Source organism: Nocardia albiluteola (assembly GCF_018860155.1).
Taxonomy (GTDB): Bacteria; Actinomycetota; Actinomycetes; order Mycobacteriales; family Mycobacteriaceae; genus Nocardia; species Nocardia albiluteola.
Genome location: NZ_JAHKNI010000005.1, coordinates 102,775 through 122,598, shown reverse-complemented (window position 1 = coordinate 122,598; position 19,824 = coordinate 102,775). Strand labels below are relative to the sequence as shown.

The window sequence follows — 19,824 nt, the reverse complement described above, 5'->3', positions numbered from 1 at the left end:
CCGACCGCTCACAGCGTCCAGGAGATGCGACGCCTCGCCACTGCCATGGTCGAGTCCGGCTACTGCACGCCATCGGACATCGTCGGGTGCACGCCCGCTGAGATCGCCGAGATGACGGCCTCGGCCGAGTTCACACTCCCGGATGAATACCTCGCCTTCCTGCAAGTGCTCGGACGGAACCCCGGAACCCTGTTCCAGGGGCGCGCGATACCTTTCCCGGCCTCACTGGAGGCCCGCGAAGTGGCCCAAGACATCGCAGAGGACGAAGAGGAGAGCCTCACTCTCGACTGCAAATTCTTCTTCGGACATCATCAGGGATACATCGTCTACTTTGTCGAAGAAGGATCACCGGGTGTATTCCTGTACCAGGAAGGGCACCCAGACGTTCTGAAACTTGCTGACTCCTTTACTCAGTGGCTCTGGGAGAGCTACGAAAGAAGCCGAACTATTCGCGCTGACGGTGAACGGCTCGAGCGTGAAGCCGAAAGAAAGCGTGAGCAGATGCGCGCCGAGGGCAAGCTGTAGCTGTGGCCGATCTCGAAGGCTGGGAAGCCCAGCAACGTGCCGCGCTGGCGGGCATGCAGCAGAAGGTCGATGTCGTGCGAGCGGCCCTGCGTCGCATCAAAGTCCGCGCGTCCTCACGCAACGGCGAACTCGGAGTCACCGTCGACGCGCAGGGCCACGTGCGAGATATCCACCTCACTGCACAGGCTCTACGTCTGGGAGAAAACCGTCTGGCCCAGGTGCTGTTGGAAACGATCCAACGCGCGGAAGCCGACGCGGCACGACAGGCTGTGGAAGCTGCCCGGCCGTTGACCGACGACCGCCTGATCGCCGAGGCCGTGAAGGAAGCCCGGCACATGACTACTGGAAAGTCGTCGGCCGGGCCGCCAGCTCGCCAGCCGATGACCGAGGAGGAGATCCAGGCAGCGGACGACGCCTACTTCGAACGGTTGAACCGCGGCTGGACCCAAGGGTAGGTTCGCGTGCCAATCCTCCGGCAACGGCATCGGGCCCGCTGTGGCCAACACCGGTGGCGGAATTCTGGTTCTCGGTGTCGAGGAAGACAATTCGGCGGCAACCTCCCTGATTCGCCGGAGGGCTGGTGGCTCCGTCTCCCCGGCAAGGCGTTCGGCGATCCATCGGTCGCCAGCTCGCTGGGCCCGCCGCCCAAGCGGCGGCCAAGTTATTCGAACTGCTGATCGAGTTCGAATGGCAACCGCAGGAACACTTTCCGCACCATGGTGACTTCCGCGTCGGGTGGTGGCAGTTCGATCGGTTCGTCATCGACGGCCTGGAACGTGAAGCGTCCATCACGTCCTGCTGCCAGTCCTTGCCGTAAAGGATCTTACAGTAATGGAGAGAATTCCTCGGTGGGATCACGGCCTTCTGGCTTGTGAGGCGAGGCCTCGTCGGCCTGCTAATGGGATGGTTGGGGACGTTGTTCAGGCCTTGCTCGTAGTGGAAGTTAATGAAGCTGCTGACCTTTCCTGTCGTGGAGTTACGCTGGCCTCAACAACTCGGGATGCTTGTCGGCAATTATGCGGACATCGCGCGGCACTGTCGCCGCGCGGTCGCCTTCGGCGAGCACTGTGGCCAGCCAGTATCGGACTCCCTGGAACGGAAAGTCTGCCAGGCTGCTAAGGATCTCTTCGCGTGCGGCCTGGCGGGATCGGTCATAGTCGCGGATCAGCGCGCACAGTGAGAGCCACGCGATGCGCCGGCCTTTCACGCAGATGTCGCGATTGAGCCCGTATACCTTGATCGAGGCCTGGCCGATGTCGTCGGCACCGACATAGACCCCGGTGGACAGTGACAGAGTGAGATGGTCGAACGGACTTGTGGTCGTCGGGTCGATCAGCAGTTCGCGCTCCCCGTCGATAGGGAAGAGGTTTCGCTTGTGGTTGCTGTTGCAGCGTGAGCACGCGAGCAGGTAGTTCTCCCAAATGAAAGACCACCCGGGATAGTGCGCCTTAGGGCGGAAGTGATCGATGTCGGTGCCGTGACTGTCCTCGCAGTACATGCAGCGTTCGAGACCGGAGCACATGGCTCGAAGTACGTCCAACACTTCCCGACGAGCGTTCCCGGAGAAGCTTCCCCAGGATTTCTTGGCAGCGTCAGCGGGGTTGTCGGCAGTATCGACTCGCTGTTGTCGGTTGCGCAGCGTACGTTGTGTTCGTGGCGACAGATTGCCGCGGGCGATCGGGATCACTCGTCGTTGCGCCGATCGTGCATCACCAGCCGCTGGAGGGCACGGTCCGCTTGGCTGGTGGGCACTTTGGCGCGCAGTGTGTCGAGATCTTTGTGCTGGGCTGGACTAAGTTCGCGTGTTAGGGCTGTTGCTTCGAGTTCAGCCAGTTGCTGGCGTACGTGGCGTGCCGAGTCCGACAGCACGCTGTCGAGTCCGAACAGGTCGGTCAAGACAGCATCGTCGACGCTGCCGTTCACGACGCGGTTGAAGTCCTCGCCGGTCAGGATTTCTGCTCCTGAATCGTGTTCCCATGCTGGTGAGAGCCGGATCAGTCCGCCCTCGTCAGCGGCTTGGCAGATGAACGGGCTATGTGTGGTGACGATGAATTGCATGCGGGGGAAATGGTCTTTGAGCCAGAACCCGATCCGCTTCTGCCATTCAATATGCAGGTGCACGTCGATTTCATCGATCAGGACGACGCCTTCGTGTATCACCCTGACGTGCCCGTCGGAATCCTCGTCGAAGATAATCGTGTGGAAGGCGCTGACCAACTGCTTTATGAGGTCGAGGACGAGGCCGGCGACAGTTCGGTAGCCGTCACTGAGGGAGGCCAGGGCAAGGTGGCGGTCTTCCGGCGTCCGTACCCAGAGTCCTTCGGAGTCGACGCGCTCGACCCGCATGCCTTCGGGCAGCAGTCCATCGTCGAGCAGATTGAGGACCAGATCTTCGATGGCTTGGGCCTCGGGACGCCCTTCCAACCGCCGCAGATAGATTTGCTGTAACCACACGATCGATTCCGACAGTGAGGCGTCCTCGCGGAACAGGCTTGCCAGTGCAGCGGGGCGCCCAGGTGACATCATCAGTCGCTGCGCTTCGGTTGGTGCGGGAGAAAGCCGTCGGAAGGGGCCGTATCCGGCGGTGAACCATCCGCGCGGGTTCTCGGCCCACGGCCCGCGTACCGGCGACCAGTTTCCCCCCACGGCGGCCTTGGTGATTGTTGGTTCGGGTCCGTCAGCGCGCTCCCATCCCATCGCGGCCCACGGCTCGAAGGTGGGTTTGCGGCCGCTACCGAATCCGTCGTCGTCGCCGAAACGCAGTTTCACCGCTGCGCGGGCGTGTTCTTCGCCGTCGCGTATCCAGCCTTGGAAGGTCTCGGCTAGCAGCCGAGCTACCGATGGGCCCGCGATCGCGAGCGCGATTGCCTGCAGGAAGGTCGATTTCCCGGCACCGTTACGGCCCGCGACAACGATCCAGCGGGGGACCGTGCCGTCCTTGTGTGCGAGGGACAGTGAGGCCGCACTACCACTGGAGGGAAATCCCCGGACGCCCTCCAGCTTGATCTCGACGATATGCACCGACAAAGCGTACAAGAGGGCTGTTCTCGTTCGCTGGCGCTGAGGACGGCGAACTCGTGGACGGTGGGACCTGAGTGCCCTCATCCCATGGGCAATCACGTAGCGGGCGCGCTCTTCACGTCAAAATTCGTTGCGGGACAATTCCTTCAGGATTACTCAAGATGAGTGAGTGCTGAAGTCGTCCACAGAGGCTGCTTCTGCTCAGTGACAAGGCATATCACGTTCAACGTAGTCGGGGCCTTCCCCGGCGCGGTGATGGTCAGAGTGGTGGCGGTCTTGCGATGCCAGCTCACTTCGGAATCGGCGGGGTGTTCTTCGGTGCTGATCACCGTGATCGCGGCGATTGTGGCGTGCTCGTCCATCCATTGCTGCCAGGTGGGCCGTGGAATTGGATACGGCTGGTACTCGGCGGCTGCCCGCGGGGTGAACAGCGGCGTGGCTCGTTGCGCCGCAGTTTCTGGGCCGGTTTCGCCTCGTTCGGGATGCCAGTCGAACACCGCTTGGACCGTCGCGATTGCCATGGCGGCGGGGTCGTTGCGGTGCAGGGAGTTCCACATTGCCGGCAGCGGCGGCACAGATTCGATACTCGCCCCGGCCGGTACTCCCGAGCCGTGGTCGCGCTCGCCGAAGTCGTGGCTGGGTGACGAGCACGCCGAGATGCCGACCGCCACGCATGTGACGGCGACCGCGATCCGGCGTCGGCGACCGCGGCGTGGTGAATGTCTGGTGGTCATTGCTTCCCCGAAGGTGTAGCGGTCTGTTCTGGATTCGTCTGCGCGACAGCGGAATTCGACTTTTGAGTGGCATATCGGCGGACGCCCACGAGGTTGCCGCCGTCGGCGACTGGAGCCTCGACGACGGATTGGCCACGGTCTGGTGCGTGCACCATCATCGGTACCCCCTGCAGGGTGCCGGTGTAGATACCTTCATGCTCGGTATCGGTTCCGGTGCCGAAGAATACGATGTCTCCCGGCTCGGCCTCGCCGAGATCTGGTTCCTTTTTCTCCTCGGTTGCCGGGGTGAACGATACGATCTGACCTTGTTGAATTTGCGAGTTCGTGTTGTGCGGCAAGGCGATTCCGGTGCCGGCGTGGACCGCGTAGAGGGCCAGTCCGGAGCAGTCGAATCCTGCTGGGCTCCCGGTGGGTCCGGTCTCGTTTCCTCCTCCCCACACGTAGGGCCGCCCGAATTGTGAGCGGGCGGCGGCCACGATCGCTTGCCCGCCTCCTCCGCTCGGTGAGGGGGCGCCTGGGGTGGTTCCGCACTGGCCGCCGGTCGGGGGGTGTCCGGTCAGACGGGCGAACAGTGCCTGTGCTTCAGCTTGCCGAGCACCGTATTTCCAACGCAGATCCTCCCGCGGTCGTTCCACGTCGGCGGCGGCGTCGGTGAAGGACTTGTGCTGCCAATCGCCGGCCATCAGGCGGCGGTAGAAGTTGCTGGCCTGGTATTGGACGTTCATCAGGTCCTTGACCGTTCCCCAGCCTTGTGAGGAGCGTTGCTGGAGAATCCCGACCGAGTCGGCGTCGCCGGGCGCGATGCCGTCGTTCGGGTATTGGGTTGATTCCGGGACCGCGGTGGAGGCGTAGTTGTGCATCTCGGATTCGACCAAGCCGACCGAGAGCGCGAGGACGATCGCTTCGTCGGGCACGCCATCGGCACGTCCGGCCTGGATGATCTCCCAGGCGTGGCGGTCGATCCGTGATTGGTCGCTGCCCGAGCTCGTGGCCGCATCCTGCGTGCCGCCGTTGGCGGTGCCGGATTTGATGCGGTTCAGTAGCGGGGTGGGGTCGGTGACGGTGCCGCCGCGCAGCCGGTCACCGTTCCACAGCTCGAAATGCAGGTGCGGGCCCGAGGATTCGCCGGCGTTCCCGGAGTCGGCGATGAAGTCCCCGGCCCGGACTTGCTGCCCTACGTGCACGTGCAGTCCGCCGGGGTTGATGTGGCCATACACGCTGGACATCGGCTTGCCGTCGATGGCGTGAGAGATCACCACCCAGCCGCCGAACCCTTGCACTCCGGAATCCTGCGCAGCGGTGACCGTGCCGTCGGCCAGGGCGTGGATCGGGCTGCCCTGCGGCACAGCGAAATCCACCCCTTCATGGTCCGGTCGGTCGGGGGTGCGGTAGCCCGAGGATATCGACGTGGAGGGGTCGACCGGGTACGCCAGCCCGCTCGCGGTGGCGGAAACGCTGGCGCCGCAGGCGGTTCCCGAGTCCGGGGCCGAGCACTGAGCGATCAAAAGCAGCAGCACCAGGACCACGCCCAGGATGAGGTACCGATACCGATAGAGGGCGGTGAGTACGACGGCGGACACGGGCTATTCGCGGGCGCTGCGCAGGGCCGCGGAGGTGTCGTGGATCCCAAGCTGTTCCTCGAGAGGGCTGACCCAGGTACGGAACGCCACCCCGGGCTCGGTCGGGTCATCGGACCATTTGCACAGGAACCGGCCCATCCCTTCATGCACCGCGCGACGCCCGAGCCGCGAGGGCGTGCCCGAGGAGGACCAGCGCTTGAGCAGTTCGGCCTCGGGTTCGGTGTATTCGATCAGCCCTTGCTGCTGCTGGATCTCGTTGGCGTTGATCGGGCCGACGAATTTCACCCTGCTGCGGGAGATGAATCCGGTGGCTTGGAGTTGTTCGTGCACGCTGTCGGAGACGCCTTTGTAGTCGCCGACCGTGTGGGTGGAGGTACCGAGGGTTTCCCCGTCGGTGCGCTGGAGCCGGGTGATGCGGTTGACGGTCGAAATCTGTGAGCTGCCGCCGACTTCGAATAGCTGCCACAACTCGTCGATCATCAGATCGGTGACTGTCTTTCGGGCTAATCCGTTGGCGGCAAGTAGGTTTCGTGCGCGGACCGACTCTTGGGCCTCGATGCCGGTGATGGCGATGACCGCGGCCCGCAGATCCCGTGCTGAGAGCGGGATCTGTGATAGGTCCACATCGATCATCGCCGCGTCCAAATCCATGCGGACCGTGGAGGGGCCGTTGAATGCGCGCCCGAGTGCGCCTTGTACGAGGGCGCGTAGCGATTGGACGAGTCGCTGGGTCAGGTCGGCGAATTCGTCGCGGCTGCGGGCGGCCACCGCAGCCTGCATCAGGGGTGTAGGCGCGTCGAAGGTCTCGATGAGATCGGACAAGATCGGTGGTCGGGATGGAGAGAACCGGCCGCCCTCGTACAGGGCTGTGATCGCCGCGTCCAGTACGCCGGTCTCGTAGTCCGGAAGCGCCGCGCGCCGCATCAGTGAGACCAGGGCGACGACGTTTTGTGCCTGGGCCTCGTGTAGCTGGTCCATCAACGCGCGCGCGTCGGGCCGGTCACCGAGCCGGATTACCACGTCGGCCAGCGCGCCGGGATCCAATGGGTTCAGCACTCCCCCATCCAGGCCCCCAACGTGGAAGATCTGTCCATCCTGGCCCAGGACTTCGCACAACCGGCGGAAGTCTGGTTTGGCGTCGGCCAGCACGATCAGATGCCGCCCCTGGAACAGGGCGTTGATCCCGATCTGCCTCAAGAGCGTGGATTTGCCGAATCCATTGGGGCCCAGCACACTATAGATCGGCGCGGTGATCATCCCGGCCTCGAACCAGCCGAGCGGGTCGAACATGAACGGTGCGCCACCGTGCTGGCGCCCGATCGGCAGCCCAGGAGTGGTGACCTCGGCCGGGATCGGAAACGGATACAGCCCGCAAATTCGGCAGGTGGTGCCGCGCACATACGGCAGGGGCATCGGCTTTTTCATATACCCCCCACCCTTGGCCAAGTATCCGTGCGGAGTCGGGGTGCGGGCGGCCTGCCACGGTTGGCGGGCGGCGACGGTCGTGGCCTGCCACAGCGCGACTTCGTGTGCGGCGAGCCGGCGGGAGGCCCGGAACCGTGTCCACGGGGACATCGTCGGCAGCAGCTCGCGCAGTTCCTCTGCTTCTTCGCGGTCCAGCAGTCCGGCGGGGCTGGTGTGATCGGGGGTGATGCGCTCGCGGATCGGGGTGGGCAAGCTGTGGATGACTGCGTTAGGGAGTAAGGACATTCGCTCCGCCTTTGGTTTCGTCCATGTCCGGAAAGATCCCGATTCCCAAGGCCACCAAGAACATCGCCGCCTCGTCGGTGTAGCAGGGCGAGAACTTCAACGACGAGGAAACCCCGGCGTCTTCGAGTTGCTGGACCGCGTCGCGACCGGATTCGTCGTAGGCGACGGTGAGAGTGACCAGCATTCCCACCGCGGCCAGGCCGTGGCCTTCGGCCAGGTCCTCGCGGGTGGCGGCCAGATCCTCGTAGCGCATCTGCTGGCGGGCATCGACCAGCCCGCGTGTGCGGCGCTGGACCGCGGCGTGCGCGTCGCGGAAGTCCCTGTCGACGAGTTCCTTGGCGTCCGAGGGCCGGTACGGGCGGTAGATCATCGCTACCCGCTTGTAGGGGGCGCGATGGCTGGGCGCGAGCACCCGGGCCATGCTTTGCTCGTCGACCGGCTGGACGGGGAACTCGTAGCACTTGTAGGTCAGCGACCGCCCCGAATCATGTAGGAAGTACGAGAAGGCGTCGTCGTAGTAACTCGGTCCGGCATCGGACCACCGCATCCCGGTGTCCCCGTCGCGGGCCATGAGTTCATCGATCGCGGGTTGGGCGGCGGGGTTGAATGCGGCGTGGGTGGTGGCGATGATTTCGGCGCTGGTGGCCCAATCTGCTTGCAGGCCCGCGATACTCGCGGCGTGGCGCAGTTCGGGCAGGCGCCGTGACACCGAGGCCACGCCGTCTTGGTAGGCGCCGCTGGAGTATCGGAAGGTCAGCGCGATCCGCTGGGTCAGCCGCAGGGTGTCCGCGGCGAGATCGTCGGTGCGGTCGTCGAGCAGTTCGGTAGTCAATGCCGGTGCCAGCGGGGAGGCGCGGGCAGTGATTTCGGCGTCGTAGCTCGCGCCGGTCTCGGGCGCGGTCTGCTTGACCACCACGACTCCGGCGATGTCGCCGTGTTCGCCGGTGATCCGCAGGAATTGTCCCCATCCAGCAACCCGGCCATCGATGATCTCTTGGGGCAGCGTGTCTTGACCGTGCGCAAGCACCCATAGGACGACGGTGATGGTGTGACGCACGACATCGACCAGCGCGCCGACATTCTCCCCGCTGTCGGGGTCGAAGCAGTCGGCCAGCGTCACGGGGGTGGCCAGGCCGGGCAGGCGTGCGCGACCGCCGGGGATGTGGCTCAGGAGCCCGGTCTTGTAGATCTGGGCCTCGCGGGCCCTGATCGGCCAGGTCTGTATCCACGCCCACAGCAGGTCACCGACCGATACCCCGCGTATCCGGATGACCGTCGGAGCGATCAGCAGCACGGCCAGCACGGCTACCACGATCGACAGCAGGGGGGATCCGGCGAAGAACCACAACATGATCACCAGTACCGCCGCTGCGACCGCCAGGGCCGAGGTCGTGGTCGTCAACCCAGGCACCAGCCCTGTGGATTCAGGCTTCCGCCATCCCGCATATTTCTGCTGGCCCATGAAATACCCTCTCTTGCTATGTGATTCGCCGGAAACTGGTGTCTCGCGGCGCGCCGCTACGCCGTCGTGGCGCGCTGCGCTGGGGCGGGGCGGGCGGCGGTGCCGAATTCGGGGTCGCCGCGGTCTGCCCTGAACGGCCTCCCGCCCGATTGGCGCCCGCGGCTCCGGACCGTGTGCCCGAACTGGTCGTGGGCGGGGCTGCGGCCTGCCCGGACCGACCGCGGCCACCAGGAGCTGCGGTGGTCCGCCCGCGGCCGCTGCCCGTGCTGCCCGAGGTCCGCGATCCCGTACCTGTTCCGCCGGAGCGTGCACTGGCTCCGGGGCCGCCGGTGGATATCGTGGTCGCGGTGTTGCCTGCCCGGTTACTCGCTGTGCCGGTGCCGGTTCCGCTGGTTTTTCCTGTGGCACCATTGGCTGCGTTCGCGCCGCCGGTTGCCGGAGGCGCGGCGGTGCTCGCGCGGGCATCGCTCCGCGAAGAGTTTCTGTCGCCGCTGCTGCTGCCGTTGCCGCGGGCGCGGGCGTCCCAATCACCGGCCCAGCCCGACGTGCGACGTCCGGCGTTCTGAACCATCGAGCGGCCCGAGCGGGCGACTTGGCTGATGGAGCGCAACATGGGAGTGCCGGCGAATCCCACGCTGGTGTTCCCAATCAGATTGGTCAGGACCGGCAGAGCGAAACTCGGGGCGGCCATCATCAGCACTGCCATCACCACGTCGTCACCGGAGGCGAAGCCGCCGGAGTCGAGTGCTTGGATTTGGAAGAATCCGACCGAGAATAACAGTGCAGCAACGGGTTTGAACAGGACGACGGTGACGCCCAGACGCAGCATCGCGGAGAAGACGGCTCTTCCGGCGCCGGTGACCGAGGCCGCGCCCGCGATCGGCAGCGCGACAGCGATGTACACCAACCATGCCTTCTGCAGGAACAGCTGAATCGCCAGCTCGAGGAACGCGATCATCCCCAGCAGACACAGCGCCACGGAGATGACGTCCGCGGTCTTCAGACGCGCGTCCTTGCCCGAGAGCGCGGTGGACAGCGCGTCAACCACATGTGTCGGGCCCGCTGGCCCGGCCGCGGACATGAACATCCATTGCGCCAGAGCCTCACTGGCGCCGGACAAAGCCAGCAGCGTCGGTGCCGCCAGCGTCGCGGCCAGCGCCCATCGCAGAAATCCGGAGAAAGCTTCCGGGGCGGCATTATCGCCCGAGAGCAGCATCCGCTGCGCCAGGATCTGCATGATCGCGATCAGCAGTCCGAGACCGCACGCGACGACCTGCAGTTCGCTGGTCATGTCGTTCATCTTTTGGACTGCGGTCACTTGCGCGGTTCCGGAGTCGTCGATGTTTACGTTGATGAACAGCTGCCACGCGTACTTCTGTAACCAGACGTACCCGGCCAGCACCCAGTTGACGATGCTTGCCAGCGTCGAGTTGACCGCGTCACCGGCCCCGTCCTTGATGTATTGGTTCGGGGTCTTGAGCGAGGTGCACAGTCCCAGCACGCTGATCCCGTCCGGACAGCCCTGATTGACCTTCCACGTCGGATCATTCGACGACGGATTCGAGGACGGTGCCGGGGATGGCGTCGTGGTGGGTGACTCGGTACCGGGAAACACGGTCGGGCCGAACGGCATGATCGGCGGCGCCGCCGACGGTGAGATCGTCGGCACCGCCGGCACCGGCGACGGCGCGGACGGTGAGGCGGGGAGCGGTATCGCCGGAGGGACCGAGGTCTGGGCGTGTGCCTGCCCGGCGACCAGCGCGATCAGGATCGCCACGGCCCCCACGAGACTGCCGACCCGGCGAGCTACCACGATGACCAGCCCACCGGGGTCGGCGCGTATTGCGGGCGGCTGGGCTCGTGCCCGCCGATCAACGCGACATCGTCGACCGATTGATCGGTCAGATACCAGTCACCCGCAGCCCACACCACCGACGTGTAGTAGGTGGAGCCCTGCGTGTCGCCGGGCAGGGGCGGATAGTAGAAGCCCACCTGCATCACCCCGGCACCCATGTCCTGCGTCGTCCACAGCGAAGGCCGGATGATCGGGTTCTTGCGGGCCAGGCAGCCGGGGTCGGACTGCGAGGGCGGGATCGAATAGGGCATCGGTGTGGGCCACAGTCCGGCGCGGTCGGCGGGCACCGCGATCAGCGGGATCGCCGCGGCGGTGTGGGCGTAGTTGCCGAAGGAGATGAAGTGATAGGCGGCCACCGCGGCACCCAGTCTGCTGTCGGCGAATCCGCCGTACATGGTGTCGCCACGCAGGTGGGTGGGGCCGTCGGCGGTGGTGAACGGCAGCGCCTCGCAGCGCACCCGCTCCCACAGCACCGGCCCGTCGACCGTCGCGTGGTTCTGCGGCAACACCACCCCGGCGGGATCCTTGGCCTGTTCCACGGTTTTGGGGGTCACTTCGGTGTCGACCACCAGCGGAGTTCCGAAGTTCTTCTTGAACCACTCGCTGTCCTGTAGCCGGGAAGAACCGCTCGGGCCGGTCGTCGGCGCTGGTGCGGCACCCGGGCGGGGGCCCGAGCTGGTGTGTCCGCAGGAGACGGCGATTCCGGCGACGGTCAGTGCGGCGGCAGCGGTGATCAGGATGTAGTGGCGGATCTTCACTGGCGGTATTCCTTTGAGCGACAGAGGTTTCGGGTTCAGGGTCAAGTCTGCGGGAGGGCGTTGATATTGGTCGGCATCGTCGGGTACGCCTTCACCGGCGAGGTGGGAGAGGCTGGGTCGGGCAGCTGGATCAGCCAGGTATCGCCCAGCCACACCACTGTGCGCGTCACCCCAGTGACCGACTGGTCCGGCTCGATGTACACCACCTCGACCGTCGCGGCCTCGGGGCTGTAGGCCAGGAACCGGAATCCCTTGATGTGCGCCAGCCGCGCAGGATTCGGGTCCCCGGTGATGTGCAGTTGGCTGCGTGCGGCCAGATATGCCTTCAATCCGGCACCTGCGGCGAAATAATCGCGCGTGACCTCGCCGTACTGATCGTCCCCGGCCAGATCGAGCAGGGTTTGGGAGTCTGTCGAGGCCAATACCACCCCGTTCATGTTGTGCGGGTAATGGATTCGGTCCGAACGTTCCAGGGAGGCCGGAGGTTTGATGGCGCCGTCGGTGAGCCAGTCCGCACCGCGGTAGCTGATGATCGACAGCCGCGCTGCGCCCGGCCCGCCTGCACCACACGCGCTGGACACTCCAGCCAGCATCACCACGACGACAACACCCAGCAGGCGGCGAATCATGCTGTTCTCCTCCATGTTTCAGTGAAACCAGTTCGCGATGTCGAATGTTTTGGCGGCCACGGCCGCCAGGAACAGGATGATCAAAAGCTCGCGCCATAGATCGAGGGCGTCGGCGCCGTTGTGGTACCGCAGCCAGGCCCGGATGGCTACCACGATGATCGCGGCCACCGCGAAGTATCCGGATAACGAAATCAGCTGTCCCGCAAGGTGCATGATCGGGTCGACCACTTGCGGCGGCAGTGGCTCGAATGCGGCAATCTGCTTCATGAGCTGCTGCCCATCGCCCAATTGACGATCGTTGCCGCCAGGGCCGCGACGAAGGTCAGGCACAGCCCCATAAAGATCCAGGACAGCACTTCGGATTTCTGCATCACCATCTTTTGGTAGTAGTAGATGCCCACCGCGCCGATCAGGGCGGCGACCGCGATGGCGCCGGTGAAGTAGTACAGCAGGTTCAGCATTTTGCTGATGACCTGCTGAAATGGGCCGCCGTCGGGGGTGGGCTGGCTGATCGCCAGCACCGCCACCTGCGCAGTAACTCTCATGGTGCCTCCTTGGCCGACGGCCCGCTTGTGGCGGCGTCAGCGATGGCGAAGTAGATGCGGGTGTACAGGCGCGCGAGAATCGTTGGGACGCTGGTGTTGTCGGCGCGTTGCGGGGACCAGCCCAGTGCCCCGCCGAGCGGGATGGCTGCGGCGGCGAGCGCGGGGTCGTGGTCCAGGGGCAGGATCGGCACGCCGGCCGCTTCGGCGGCGACGATCAGCTCTTTGAGCTGAATACCGCTGCCGCTGGGGCGGGTTGCCGGATCCGGGGCCAAGGCCACGATGGCGACTACCCGCGCGCCCAGCCCGGCCGTGGCGGTGAGCGCGCCCGCGAGCTGGCGCCCGCGCCGGATCCCCTCGACTGAGCGAACTGTGGTCAGTACCAGATACGGGCTCTCCCCCGGTGCCGGGCGCCACGCCGGATCGCGTGTGATCTCCCGCGAGCAGGCGCACCAACCATCCAGCGTGCTGGCACCGCTGCCTGGCTCCGCTGCCATGACCGACCACAGGGGCGGCACCGCCTCCGGGTCCGGCCTGGACTGCGAGTCCGGCGCGTTCTGGGGCCCGGTATCCGCGGCCGCCGCGCCGTCGCCGGTGTCTAGTTCGGCGGCGGGTGCGATGTCGGCGGCCGTATCGGTGGTCTCGGTGCTGAAGGGGTTGCTCACGTATTCCTCCTAGGTTCTCGTGGTGGCGGTCGTGGCGACCACTACGGGGGATCCGTTGCGCAGCACCACAGCGGCGGGTCCGGTCCCAGCGATGGCGGTGACGAGGCGGTCGGCGATCGACGAGGCCCCGGCGGGCAGCCACACCACCGGCGCCGGGGTGGTGGTGCCCGGGGTGGGTGGAGCATCGAACAGCCGCACGTCGCCGTGGGTGTCGGTCTTGGCTACCGCGCCCAGGTCGGGACGATCCTGCACTGGTGTGGCGATCGCGCCGTCGGGGGTCCGCTGATACGGTGCATCCGGGGCCGGGGCATCGGAATTCTTTGCCGCCGAAGCATTCTGGTTCGCGGCGTGGTAGTCCCGGCCCGCTGCGATGATCCAGTCCGCGGTGATGTCGGCGGGGGTGGATCCATCGGCTGCCACTCGGACCGTGCGGTACCCGCCGTCGGAGATCTGGGTCCACAGTCGCGAATCCATCAGCAGCGCTGGCAGATCCGAATTCTTCTGCACCTCGGTGGTCAGCAAGCTGAAGATGCTCGACACCTTCTGCACCGCTGATTGGGGCGGCAGGACAGTCATCGCGGCATTCACTGCGCTGGCGCCGAGAGTGATCGCGGGCAGCACCAGCGACGGCGCGGCGGCCGCCGCGCCCGCGGCCGCGCCTGCTGCTCCGGCAGCCAGGGCTGCGGCCGGTCCACCCACCAGCGCCGGAATCGCGGCGCTGGCCGCGGACGTCGCGATCTGAACCCCGGCGGTCACCAGCGACCCCAGCACCGCCGGATTGAGCACCTGCCCTAGAAACGAGGTCACCGAGGTGAGTGCGATCTGCCCGAGCTTGAGCACCGCCTGCAGCGGATCAGTCGGCGGGGCCGTGTTGGTCGGGTCTGCGGCCTCGGCCAGGCGCTGCGAGATCGAGGCCCCCGGCGCGAACGTCGCATCGGCCAAATCGCTACCCTGAATATCCTTGTCCGCGAAGGTAGATGCCCCGTTGATCAGGGTGTTGGCGGTCGCGGATGCCAGCTCACCGACCACCCCGAACGGATCGTGCGAGAAATCCAGCGACGACTGCGCTGCGATCCCCAACCCGGCGCGGGCCAGCGAAATCGACTTCGGCGCCGAACACGACAAGTCCCCGCCCAGACACCACTGGGCCACTCGCCCATCCAGCGGGCCGAAGCTCGTCGCGATGTCACGTTCGGGCCCGATGCCTTCCCCCTTGGGTGAGACATACATGTCCGGGAATTTGGTGACCGAGGGCTTCTTGTCCTGGCTCAGGCCCGGCCACGCCGCCGGGGCGAGCTGACCGGGCTTCCCGGCGAACAATGGTGCGGTGTCGCCGCGGGTCGGGTCCCCGAAGGTCACCGTCAATGCGACATCGTCGGCGCTAACTCCCTCGGTCTTGCCCGCCGCGACCTGCTGCGCCCACAGCGACACCGGCTCTGCGCCCTCGGAATAGCCCAGCACCACGAGTTTGGTGTTCGGGCATTGGTAGATCACCCGCGCGGCGACCTGCGACAATCGCTGAAATCCGTCCAGCACACTGGATTTGTAAGCGGCCTCCAGTTGCTGACCGGCGGGAGCGGCCGGATACGGAATATAGGTTCGCTCCATGGTGAACCCATCTGCCCGGGCGGCATTCACGACCGGGATGATCACCCCGGCCAGCTCGCCGGTGTCCGCGCCGGTCGGCGCGGGCACCGAGGACTCAGCGGTGCCCTGCACCGCGAGCATGTGAATGTCCGGACACCCTTGCCCCGCAACAGCGTCCGCGACCGCCACCGGAGCCCCCGCCGCCAGCACGGCGCCGGCCAGCACTTCAGCGACGGCCCGTAACAGGATCATCAGCTCGTCTCCGACCCTGCCAGCAGCTTCGACAGATCGGACTCGTGCCAGGTCTTGAACCCTGGCATCCGGCACCACTCCAGCGCCGGATTCTGTTCCTGGGTGACCTCGAGAGTGACCGCGACCTGATCAGAAGCCCCCGCATGCAGCAAGGTGTCGGCATCGATGCGGTGATCGGACACCTGGACCGTCAGCGCGAGTACCGGCAGTTCGGCCTCACGGCGAGTCTGCCCAGCCACGAAAACTGCCTTCATCGCAGCCGAGGTCGATGCGCTGACCTGATCTCCGGGCAGGTAATGGTGGAAGTCATTAGGGTGAAAAGTGCCGTACCACAAGGCTTCCCCCTCCACATCGCAGATACCGAACGCGCCGGCCTCGTCGTCTCCCGCTGCCCACAACACGATCCGCGGCGCACGGGCGGCGGCGACGGCCAGCTCCTGGGCTTGGTGGGCGAGGGTTGCCGAGCGCAGCCGGTCATAGTCGATGCCCAGCTGTTTGCGTAGCTGGGCCTTGAACTTGGGGAAGAGGGTGCGGGTGTTCAGGTCGTGGGCTTTGACCCACTCGTATACTTCGGTGTGGCTGGTCATCGCCCTGAGCGTGGCTGCGTTCTCTTTGACAGCAGCGGCTGCGATTTCCCACTCTGATTTCGGCATTGCTTGTGCTCCTTCATGATTGGTGGTGAATTCATGCCGCTTTGTCTTGAATGCGGATGATGGTGAACACCCCGCCCTGGCCGGTCACGGTGATGTCGAGCAGCCACAGCACCGGCGGCTGCCCGGCCGCGGGCAGATACCGCACGGCGGTCTCGTACACCCCTCCGCCGTGATCGGTGATCGACACACACCACGGCACTTGCGGCGGTGTCGACGAAATACCTTGGGCCAGTTGTGGTTCTGCAGGCAAGCCCGGGCCGCGATCCGTGAGGTCCAGTGCTGCTTTCGGGTCTCGGGCATCAAAATATGCATGCTCGTACGCGGCGATCACGCCCGGGCCGGAGCCGCGGTCCCCGGCGCCGTCGGTGACCACCGTCCCTCCGACCGAGCCGACTGCACAGAACGGCGCCACCGTGGTCGTCGGCGCGGCTGTCGAGACCACCGGATACAAATCCGCGGTGGCGGAATCGTGACGGGTTCCACCCCGCACGACACTGAGCACGACGACCCCGATGACGACCGCTATGGCCGTGACCGCGAACCACGAACCACGCCTTGCCTTCACCGGGCGCCGCCGCGCTGCGGTGCGTGGCCGGCCGGGCTCTCCGGCCTTGGTGCGGCGGCGTCGCCGCCGGACCGAGACCGGAGTATCAGGGTCGCGGGTGATGACTGGGTCCTCCAGCCACCGCCGCCACAGCTCGGTCTCGGTCATCGGCAAAATCCTTCAATTCGGTTATCGCAGCGCGGCTTGCACCGCGCCCAGAACTCCGTTGATCGGCCCGGCCAGCAGTCCGGCCTGCTGCGGGGACACCGGCGCGATTGCCTGCACCGCGTGCCGCGCCGAGGCGACCGCCCCATTCACCTGGGCTGCAACCCCATTGACCGCGCCACTCACCTGGGCCGACACCCCGTTCACTGTGCCGTTCACCTGCGCTGCGACCCCGTTTACCGCGCCGCCTACCTGGGCGGCCACCGCCTGCACCGGATCCGAAGCAGGCGCGGCGGCCGGTGCGGGCGCAGGCCGGGGTGCGGGGACTGGCGCTGTGGCGGGGTGCTGGTCGAGCTTGCCGCCCAGCGCGCCGCCGATCACCGAGCCGGCCATCGCGCCGACCGCGGCCGCGCCGACCATGGCGGGCACGCCGAGGATCAGCGAGCCCGCCGTGCACCCGATCAGGCCGCCGGCCAGCGCGGCGGGCACAGCGGCCAAGCCCAGGGTCGGGATCCCCGCGACCGCCGCACCGACCCCGGCCCCGATCGCCAGTCCCGCGAAACATCCGCCGATCGCCGCGATCGGCGTCACGATCAGGCTGCCGGTATAGCTGCCGGTGATCCCTGCGGCCAGCGCGGCGGCGGCCGCGTGATCGGCGGACTGGCGCGGATACCCGACCGCGTCGAAAACCCATGCGGTGCCCCACTCCAGCTCATCGGCGCCCGCCTGCGCGGCGAAGACCACACCGGGAGGAATGAACCCCGGTGCCTCGATCCGGGCATCGCCGAAACGAATCAGATGCGGGTCCACTGGAGCGGGCACCTTGGCGGGCACGGGCGCGGAACCCTTGTGCGGGCTGGCATTCGGTGTGTTGGAGGGGGCTTGGACGGTGACCAGCTCTTGTTGCTGCGGGCGCGGGCGCGGCGGCACGATGGGCAGATCCTGCACCGGCACGTACTGCGGCTGGGGTGGGGGTGGCGGGGCAGCTTGCGGAGACGGCGCCGCGGCGTGCGGCGCCTGCGGCGAGGGCGAGGGCGCCGGATCCGCAGCCGCGCTCACCCCCACGCAGACGCTGCACGCTACGGCTGCCGCGGCCACCGTGAGTCTTCTGTACATCGAAATTCCTTTCCTACCAGTTGATTTCCGCTTACATCACGCCGTCTGAAATGTCAGGAACCTCATCGCCGCCCCTTCATGAATCACCCAGAACATGCCGACATGCATCCGGCGCACGTATTGCGGAAGCACCTGGAACACCCATTTCGCGTGCGCGGTATTGATGGAAAAGCCCCACGGGTCGCCACCGACCTCGAGCTGCCAGCGGGTGCCTGCGGCCTCGGTCACCGTGTCCGGCAGCGCTGAACGGCCAAGGAAGATAGCCACGCCTGCGCCCAGCAGCCGTCGCTGCATCTGCGGATCCCGCGAATAGCCCTCGATGCTTTGACCGGCCAAGATCAGTCCGACATTCGCCGCGCGTGCGGTCTCGAGAACCTTCGCGGCCTCCTCGGCGGCATCGACCTCACGCTCGACCATCTGAGGAAATTCATCGACGATCACCGCGACCGGCTGTTGGCGTGCCGGGTCGATCGGCGACTCTGCCCGCGAGGCCAGAAAGTCCCGGAGATCACGCAAGATCAGGTTCGCCAGCAGCAGCTCCGGCGCCAGCACCGGATTCAGAGAGACGATCGTCGCCGACCCCGGCGCTAGCCGCGAAAATGACCATCCTTCACCGGTTTTCGGCAGATATTTCCTCAGCGGAGCGAACATCGCATCGACATCGGCGGCTACCATGCCCGCGTCGGTCTGGCCGAAGCGATCCTCTTCCACAATCGGTCCCGCGAGCCTGCGGCCCAGAACCTTCACCGGATCGGCCAAGCGGTCGGTCAGTTCCTCGAGCGAGCGGACTAGCGGCTTGGTGCCGCGGCCGTCGATCACAAGGTCCAGCACGCGCCGCATCCGCTGGCTGTAGAAGTCGGTACTGCTCGCCTTGGGCGCGATGAACATCAGGCGCTCGAGCAGTTGCTCACGGGGGCAGTCGAAAAAGTCCCAGCCTCCGCGCACCACGCGCACATCGGCGGCCGACCCGACATACTCACGCTGGCGGCGGGCGTCCTCACCGAACCGGTTCGCGTCGTACGCCTGGGCCTTCAGGTCGATCAAGACCGATGTCATACCGACCCGGTTGGCGGTCGCGTGGAATCCCGCGATCAATTCGGTCTTGCCGGTGCCCGATCCGGCCAGGATCAATGCCCGCATCTGCCCGGCCACCTGTGGCGCCAGTAGCAGATCGCACCCTGGTGCGGTGAAGTGCGAGGAACGCTCCACATCGGTGAGCCGGTCTTCGGGCACCACGATCCCGATGCCGTATCGGATGGCCGTGTCGACCTCGACCGGCACGGGGGCGGTCATGCGCCGCTCGGGATCGATCACCCGCAGGTCCACGGTGTGTTCGTCGAGGCTGACCCCAACCGACCTCGCGGTGAGCTCGTCGTCCGCGCGGCGCACCGCTTCCGCGATCTGCGCGGTTGCCAGGACGTCATCGGTGCGGCCCTCGAGCACCCGCAGCCGCAGATGCCTGCGCGCCAGCACGAAGGTCCCCGGCGCAGCCAGGGCCCCCGCCGCCAGCGACACCACCGCGGGAGCGACCAGAGTCTCGAACCGGCCTGCCCGCATCAGCGCTATTGCCCACGCCAGCGAGCCCAACACGACCGCGACGCCAGTGGCCGCACCTGCGACCATCCACCACCGCTCCGGTGTCAGGAACATCCACCACCGGCGATGCTTGGCTGCGGCATACCCTCGCAGTCCCGCCAGCCATGCCAGCCCGATGATCACTGCGCCCGGCGCGATGACTACCAGCAGCATTGCACCAAGCACGACCGCGAGTACTTCGCTGCCCGTTGTGGTCGAGGTCGGCGACTTCTCGCTCGGCATTTAGCCCTCCCCGGTTCGTAGCCTTCGTGACTGCGGCGATCGGCGTCCGGCCGTCGCGGGCGGTGCCTCGCCCCCCGGGTAGCCAGATCAGCGGACAGGCAAGTTCCACTAACAGATAGAACTTAGATAGAATATGAATAGAATGTCAATAGGAATGCATTCTATTCAGTGTCCGTTTTGAGCGATGCCGCAACCACGCGCCGCCCAC

Annotated in this window: 19 protein-coding genes; 2 read left to right on the top strand and 17 right to left on the bottom strand. The window is 66.2% G+C overall.

Translation table 11 applies throughout. From position 1 onward, the window contains the following. Window positions 1-24: 24 nt before the first annotated feature. Together KO481_RS16510 and KO481_RS16505 are read left to right on the top strand one after the other, a co-directional pair. Window positions 25-525: an SMI1/KNR4 family protein gene (locus tag KO481_RS16510; protein ID WP_215918047.1), complete on the top strand. Its 501-nt coding sequence runs from the start codon at window positions 25-27 to the stop codon at window positions 523-525. 2 nt (window positions 526-527) lie between these two features. Continuing rightward, window positions 528-980, top strand: coding sequence for a YbaB/EbfC family nucleoid-associated protein (locus tag KO481_RS16505; protein WP_215918046.1), 453 nt, complete (start codon window positions 528-530; stop codon window positions 978-980). A gap of 521 nt (window positions 981-1,501) precedes the next feature. On the opposite strand, the gene KO481_RS16500 is transcribed toward KO481_RS16505, so the two are convergent. From KO481_RS16500 to KO481_RS16420, 17 genes are all read right to left on the bottom strand, one after another. Continuing rightward, window positions 1,502-2,212 carry an HNH endonuclease gene (locus KO481_RS16500; RefSeq protein ID WP_215918045.1) on the bottom strand — a complete coding sequence of 237 codons (711 nt, stop codon included), beginning with the start codon at window positions 2,210-2,212 and terminating at the stop codon, window positions 1,502-1,504. Then, window positions 2,209-3,546, bottom strand: coding sequence for an AAA family ATPase (locus KO481_RS44355; RefSeq protein ID WP_215918044.1), 1,338 nt, complete (start codon window positions 3,544-3,546; stop codon window positions 2,209-2,211). Before KO481_RS44355 ends, KO481_RS16500 begins: the two co-directional genes overlap by 4 nt. Before the next feature lie 152 nt (window positions 3,547-3,698). Further along, entirely contained in the window at window positions 3,699-4,121 is a 423-nt protein-coding gene (locus KO481_RS16490; protein WP_215918043.1) for a hypothetical protein, read from the bottom strand. A 155-nt stretch (window positions 4,122-4,276) separates the two neighbouring features. Next, the gene (locus KO481_RS16485) at window positions 4,277-5,860 is read right to left on the bottom strand and encodes a peptidoglycan DD-metalloendopeptidase family protein (RefSeq protein WP_215918042.1); all 1,584 of its coding nucleotides are present in this window, start codon (window positions 5,858-5,860) and stop codon (window positions 4,277-4,279) included. A gap of 3 nt (window positions 5,861-5,863) precedes the next feature. Then, entirely contained in the window at window positions 5,864-7,570 is a 1,707-nt protein-coding gene (locus tag KO481_RS16480; RefSeq protein ID WP_215918041.1) for a putative type IV secretion/conjugal transfer ATPase, read from the bottom strand. Next, on the bottom strand, window positions 7,554-9,032 hold the full coding sequence (locus tag KO481_RS16475; RefSeq protein WP_372452050.1) for an SCO6880 family protein: 1,479 nt from the start codon (window positions 9,030-9,032) through the stop codon (window positions 7,554-7,556). The genes KO481_RS16480 and KO481_RS16475 overlap by 17 nt, the downstream gene beginning before the upstream one ends. Before the next feature lie 16 nt (window positions 9,033-9,048). Continuing rightward, on the bottom strand, window positions 9,049-10,809 hold the full coding sequence (locus KO481_RS16470) for a hypothetical protein (RefSeq protein WP_215918039.1): 1,761 nt from the start codon (window positions 10,807-10,809) through the stop codon (window positions 9,049-9,051). 29 nt (window positions 10,810-10,838) lie between these two features. Continuing rightward, the gene (locus tag KO481_RS16465) at window positions 10,839-11,645 is read right to left on the bottom strand and encodes a DUF8175 domain-containg protein (protein ID WP_215918038.1); all 807 of its coding nucleotides are present in this window, start codon (window positions 11,643-11,645) and stop codon (window positions 10,839-10,841) included. Between the two features lie 41 nt (window positions 11,646-11,686). Next, window positions 11,687-12,274: a DUF8175 domain-containg protein gene (locus KO481_RS16460; protein WP_215918037.1), complete on the bottom strand. Its 588-nt coding sequence runs from the start codon at window positions 12,272-12,274 to the stop codon at window positions 11,687-11,689. Window positions 12,275-12,292: 18 nt separating this feature from the next. Continuing rightward, a complete protein-coding gene (locus KO481_RS16455; RefSeq protein ID WP_215918036.1) occupies window positions 12,293-12,541 on the bottom strand; it encodes a hypothetical protein in 249 nt (82 codons plus the stop codon). Beyond that, a complete protein-coding gene (locus KO481_RS16450) occupies window positions 12,538-12,819 on the bottom strand; it encodes a hypothetical protein (RefSeq protein ID WP_215918035.1) in 282 nt (93 codons plus the stop codon). Before KO481_RS16450 ends, KO481_RS16455 begins: the two co-directional genes overlap by 4 nt. Continuing rightward, entirely contained in the window at window positions 12,816-13,481 is a 666-nt protein-coding gene (locus KO481_RS16445) for a hypothetical protein (RefSeq protein ID WP_215918034.1), read from the bottom strand. The genes KO481_RS16450 and KO481_RS16445 overlap by 4 nt, the downstream gene beginning before the upstream one ends. A 9-nt stretch (window positions 13,482-13,490) precedes the next feature. Further along, window positions 13,491-15,320 (bottom strand): cutinase family protein, encoded by a 1,830-nt coding sequence (locus KO481_RS16440; protein WP_215918033.1) that lies wholly within the window; start codon window positions 15,318-15,320, stop codon window positions 13,491-13,493. Next, the gene (locus KO481_RS16435) at window positions 15,320-15,973 is read right to left on the bottom strand and encodes a hypothetical protein (RefSeq protein WP_215918032.1); all 654 of its coding nucleotides are present in this window, start codon (window positions 15,971-15,973) and stop codon (window positions 15,320-15,322) included. The genes KO481_RS16440 and KO481_RS16435 overlap by 1 nt, the downstream gene beginning before the upstream one ends. Before the next feature lie 31 nt (window positions 15,974-16,004). Next, window positions 16,005-16,685: a DUF8176 domain-containing protein gene (locus KO481_RS16430; RefSeq protein ID WP_215918031.1), complete on the bottom strand. Its 681-nt coding sequence runs from the start codon at window positions 16,683-16,685 to the stop codon at window positions 16,005-16,007. 21 nt (window positions 16,686-16,706) lie between these two features. Then, window positions 16,707-17,798 carry a hypothetical protein gene (locus KO481_RS16425; protein ID WP_215918030.1) on the bottom strand — a complete coding sequence of 364 codons (1,092 nt, stop codon included), beginning with the start codon at window positions 17,796-17,798 and terminating at the stop codon, window positions 16,707-16,709. 36 nt (window positions 17,799-17,834) lie between these two features. Beyond that, window positions 17,835-19,616 (bottom strand): hypothetical protein, encoded by a 1,782-nt coding sequence (locus tag KO481_RS16420; protein ID WP_215918029.1) that lies wholly within the window; start codon window positions 19,614-19,616, stop codon window positions 17,835-17,837. Window positions 19,617-19,824 lie beyond the last annotated feature (208 nt).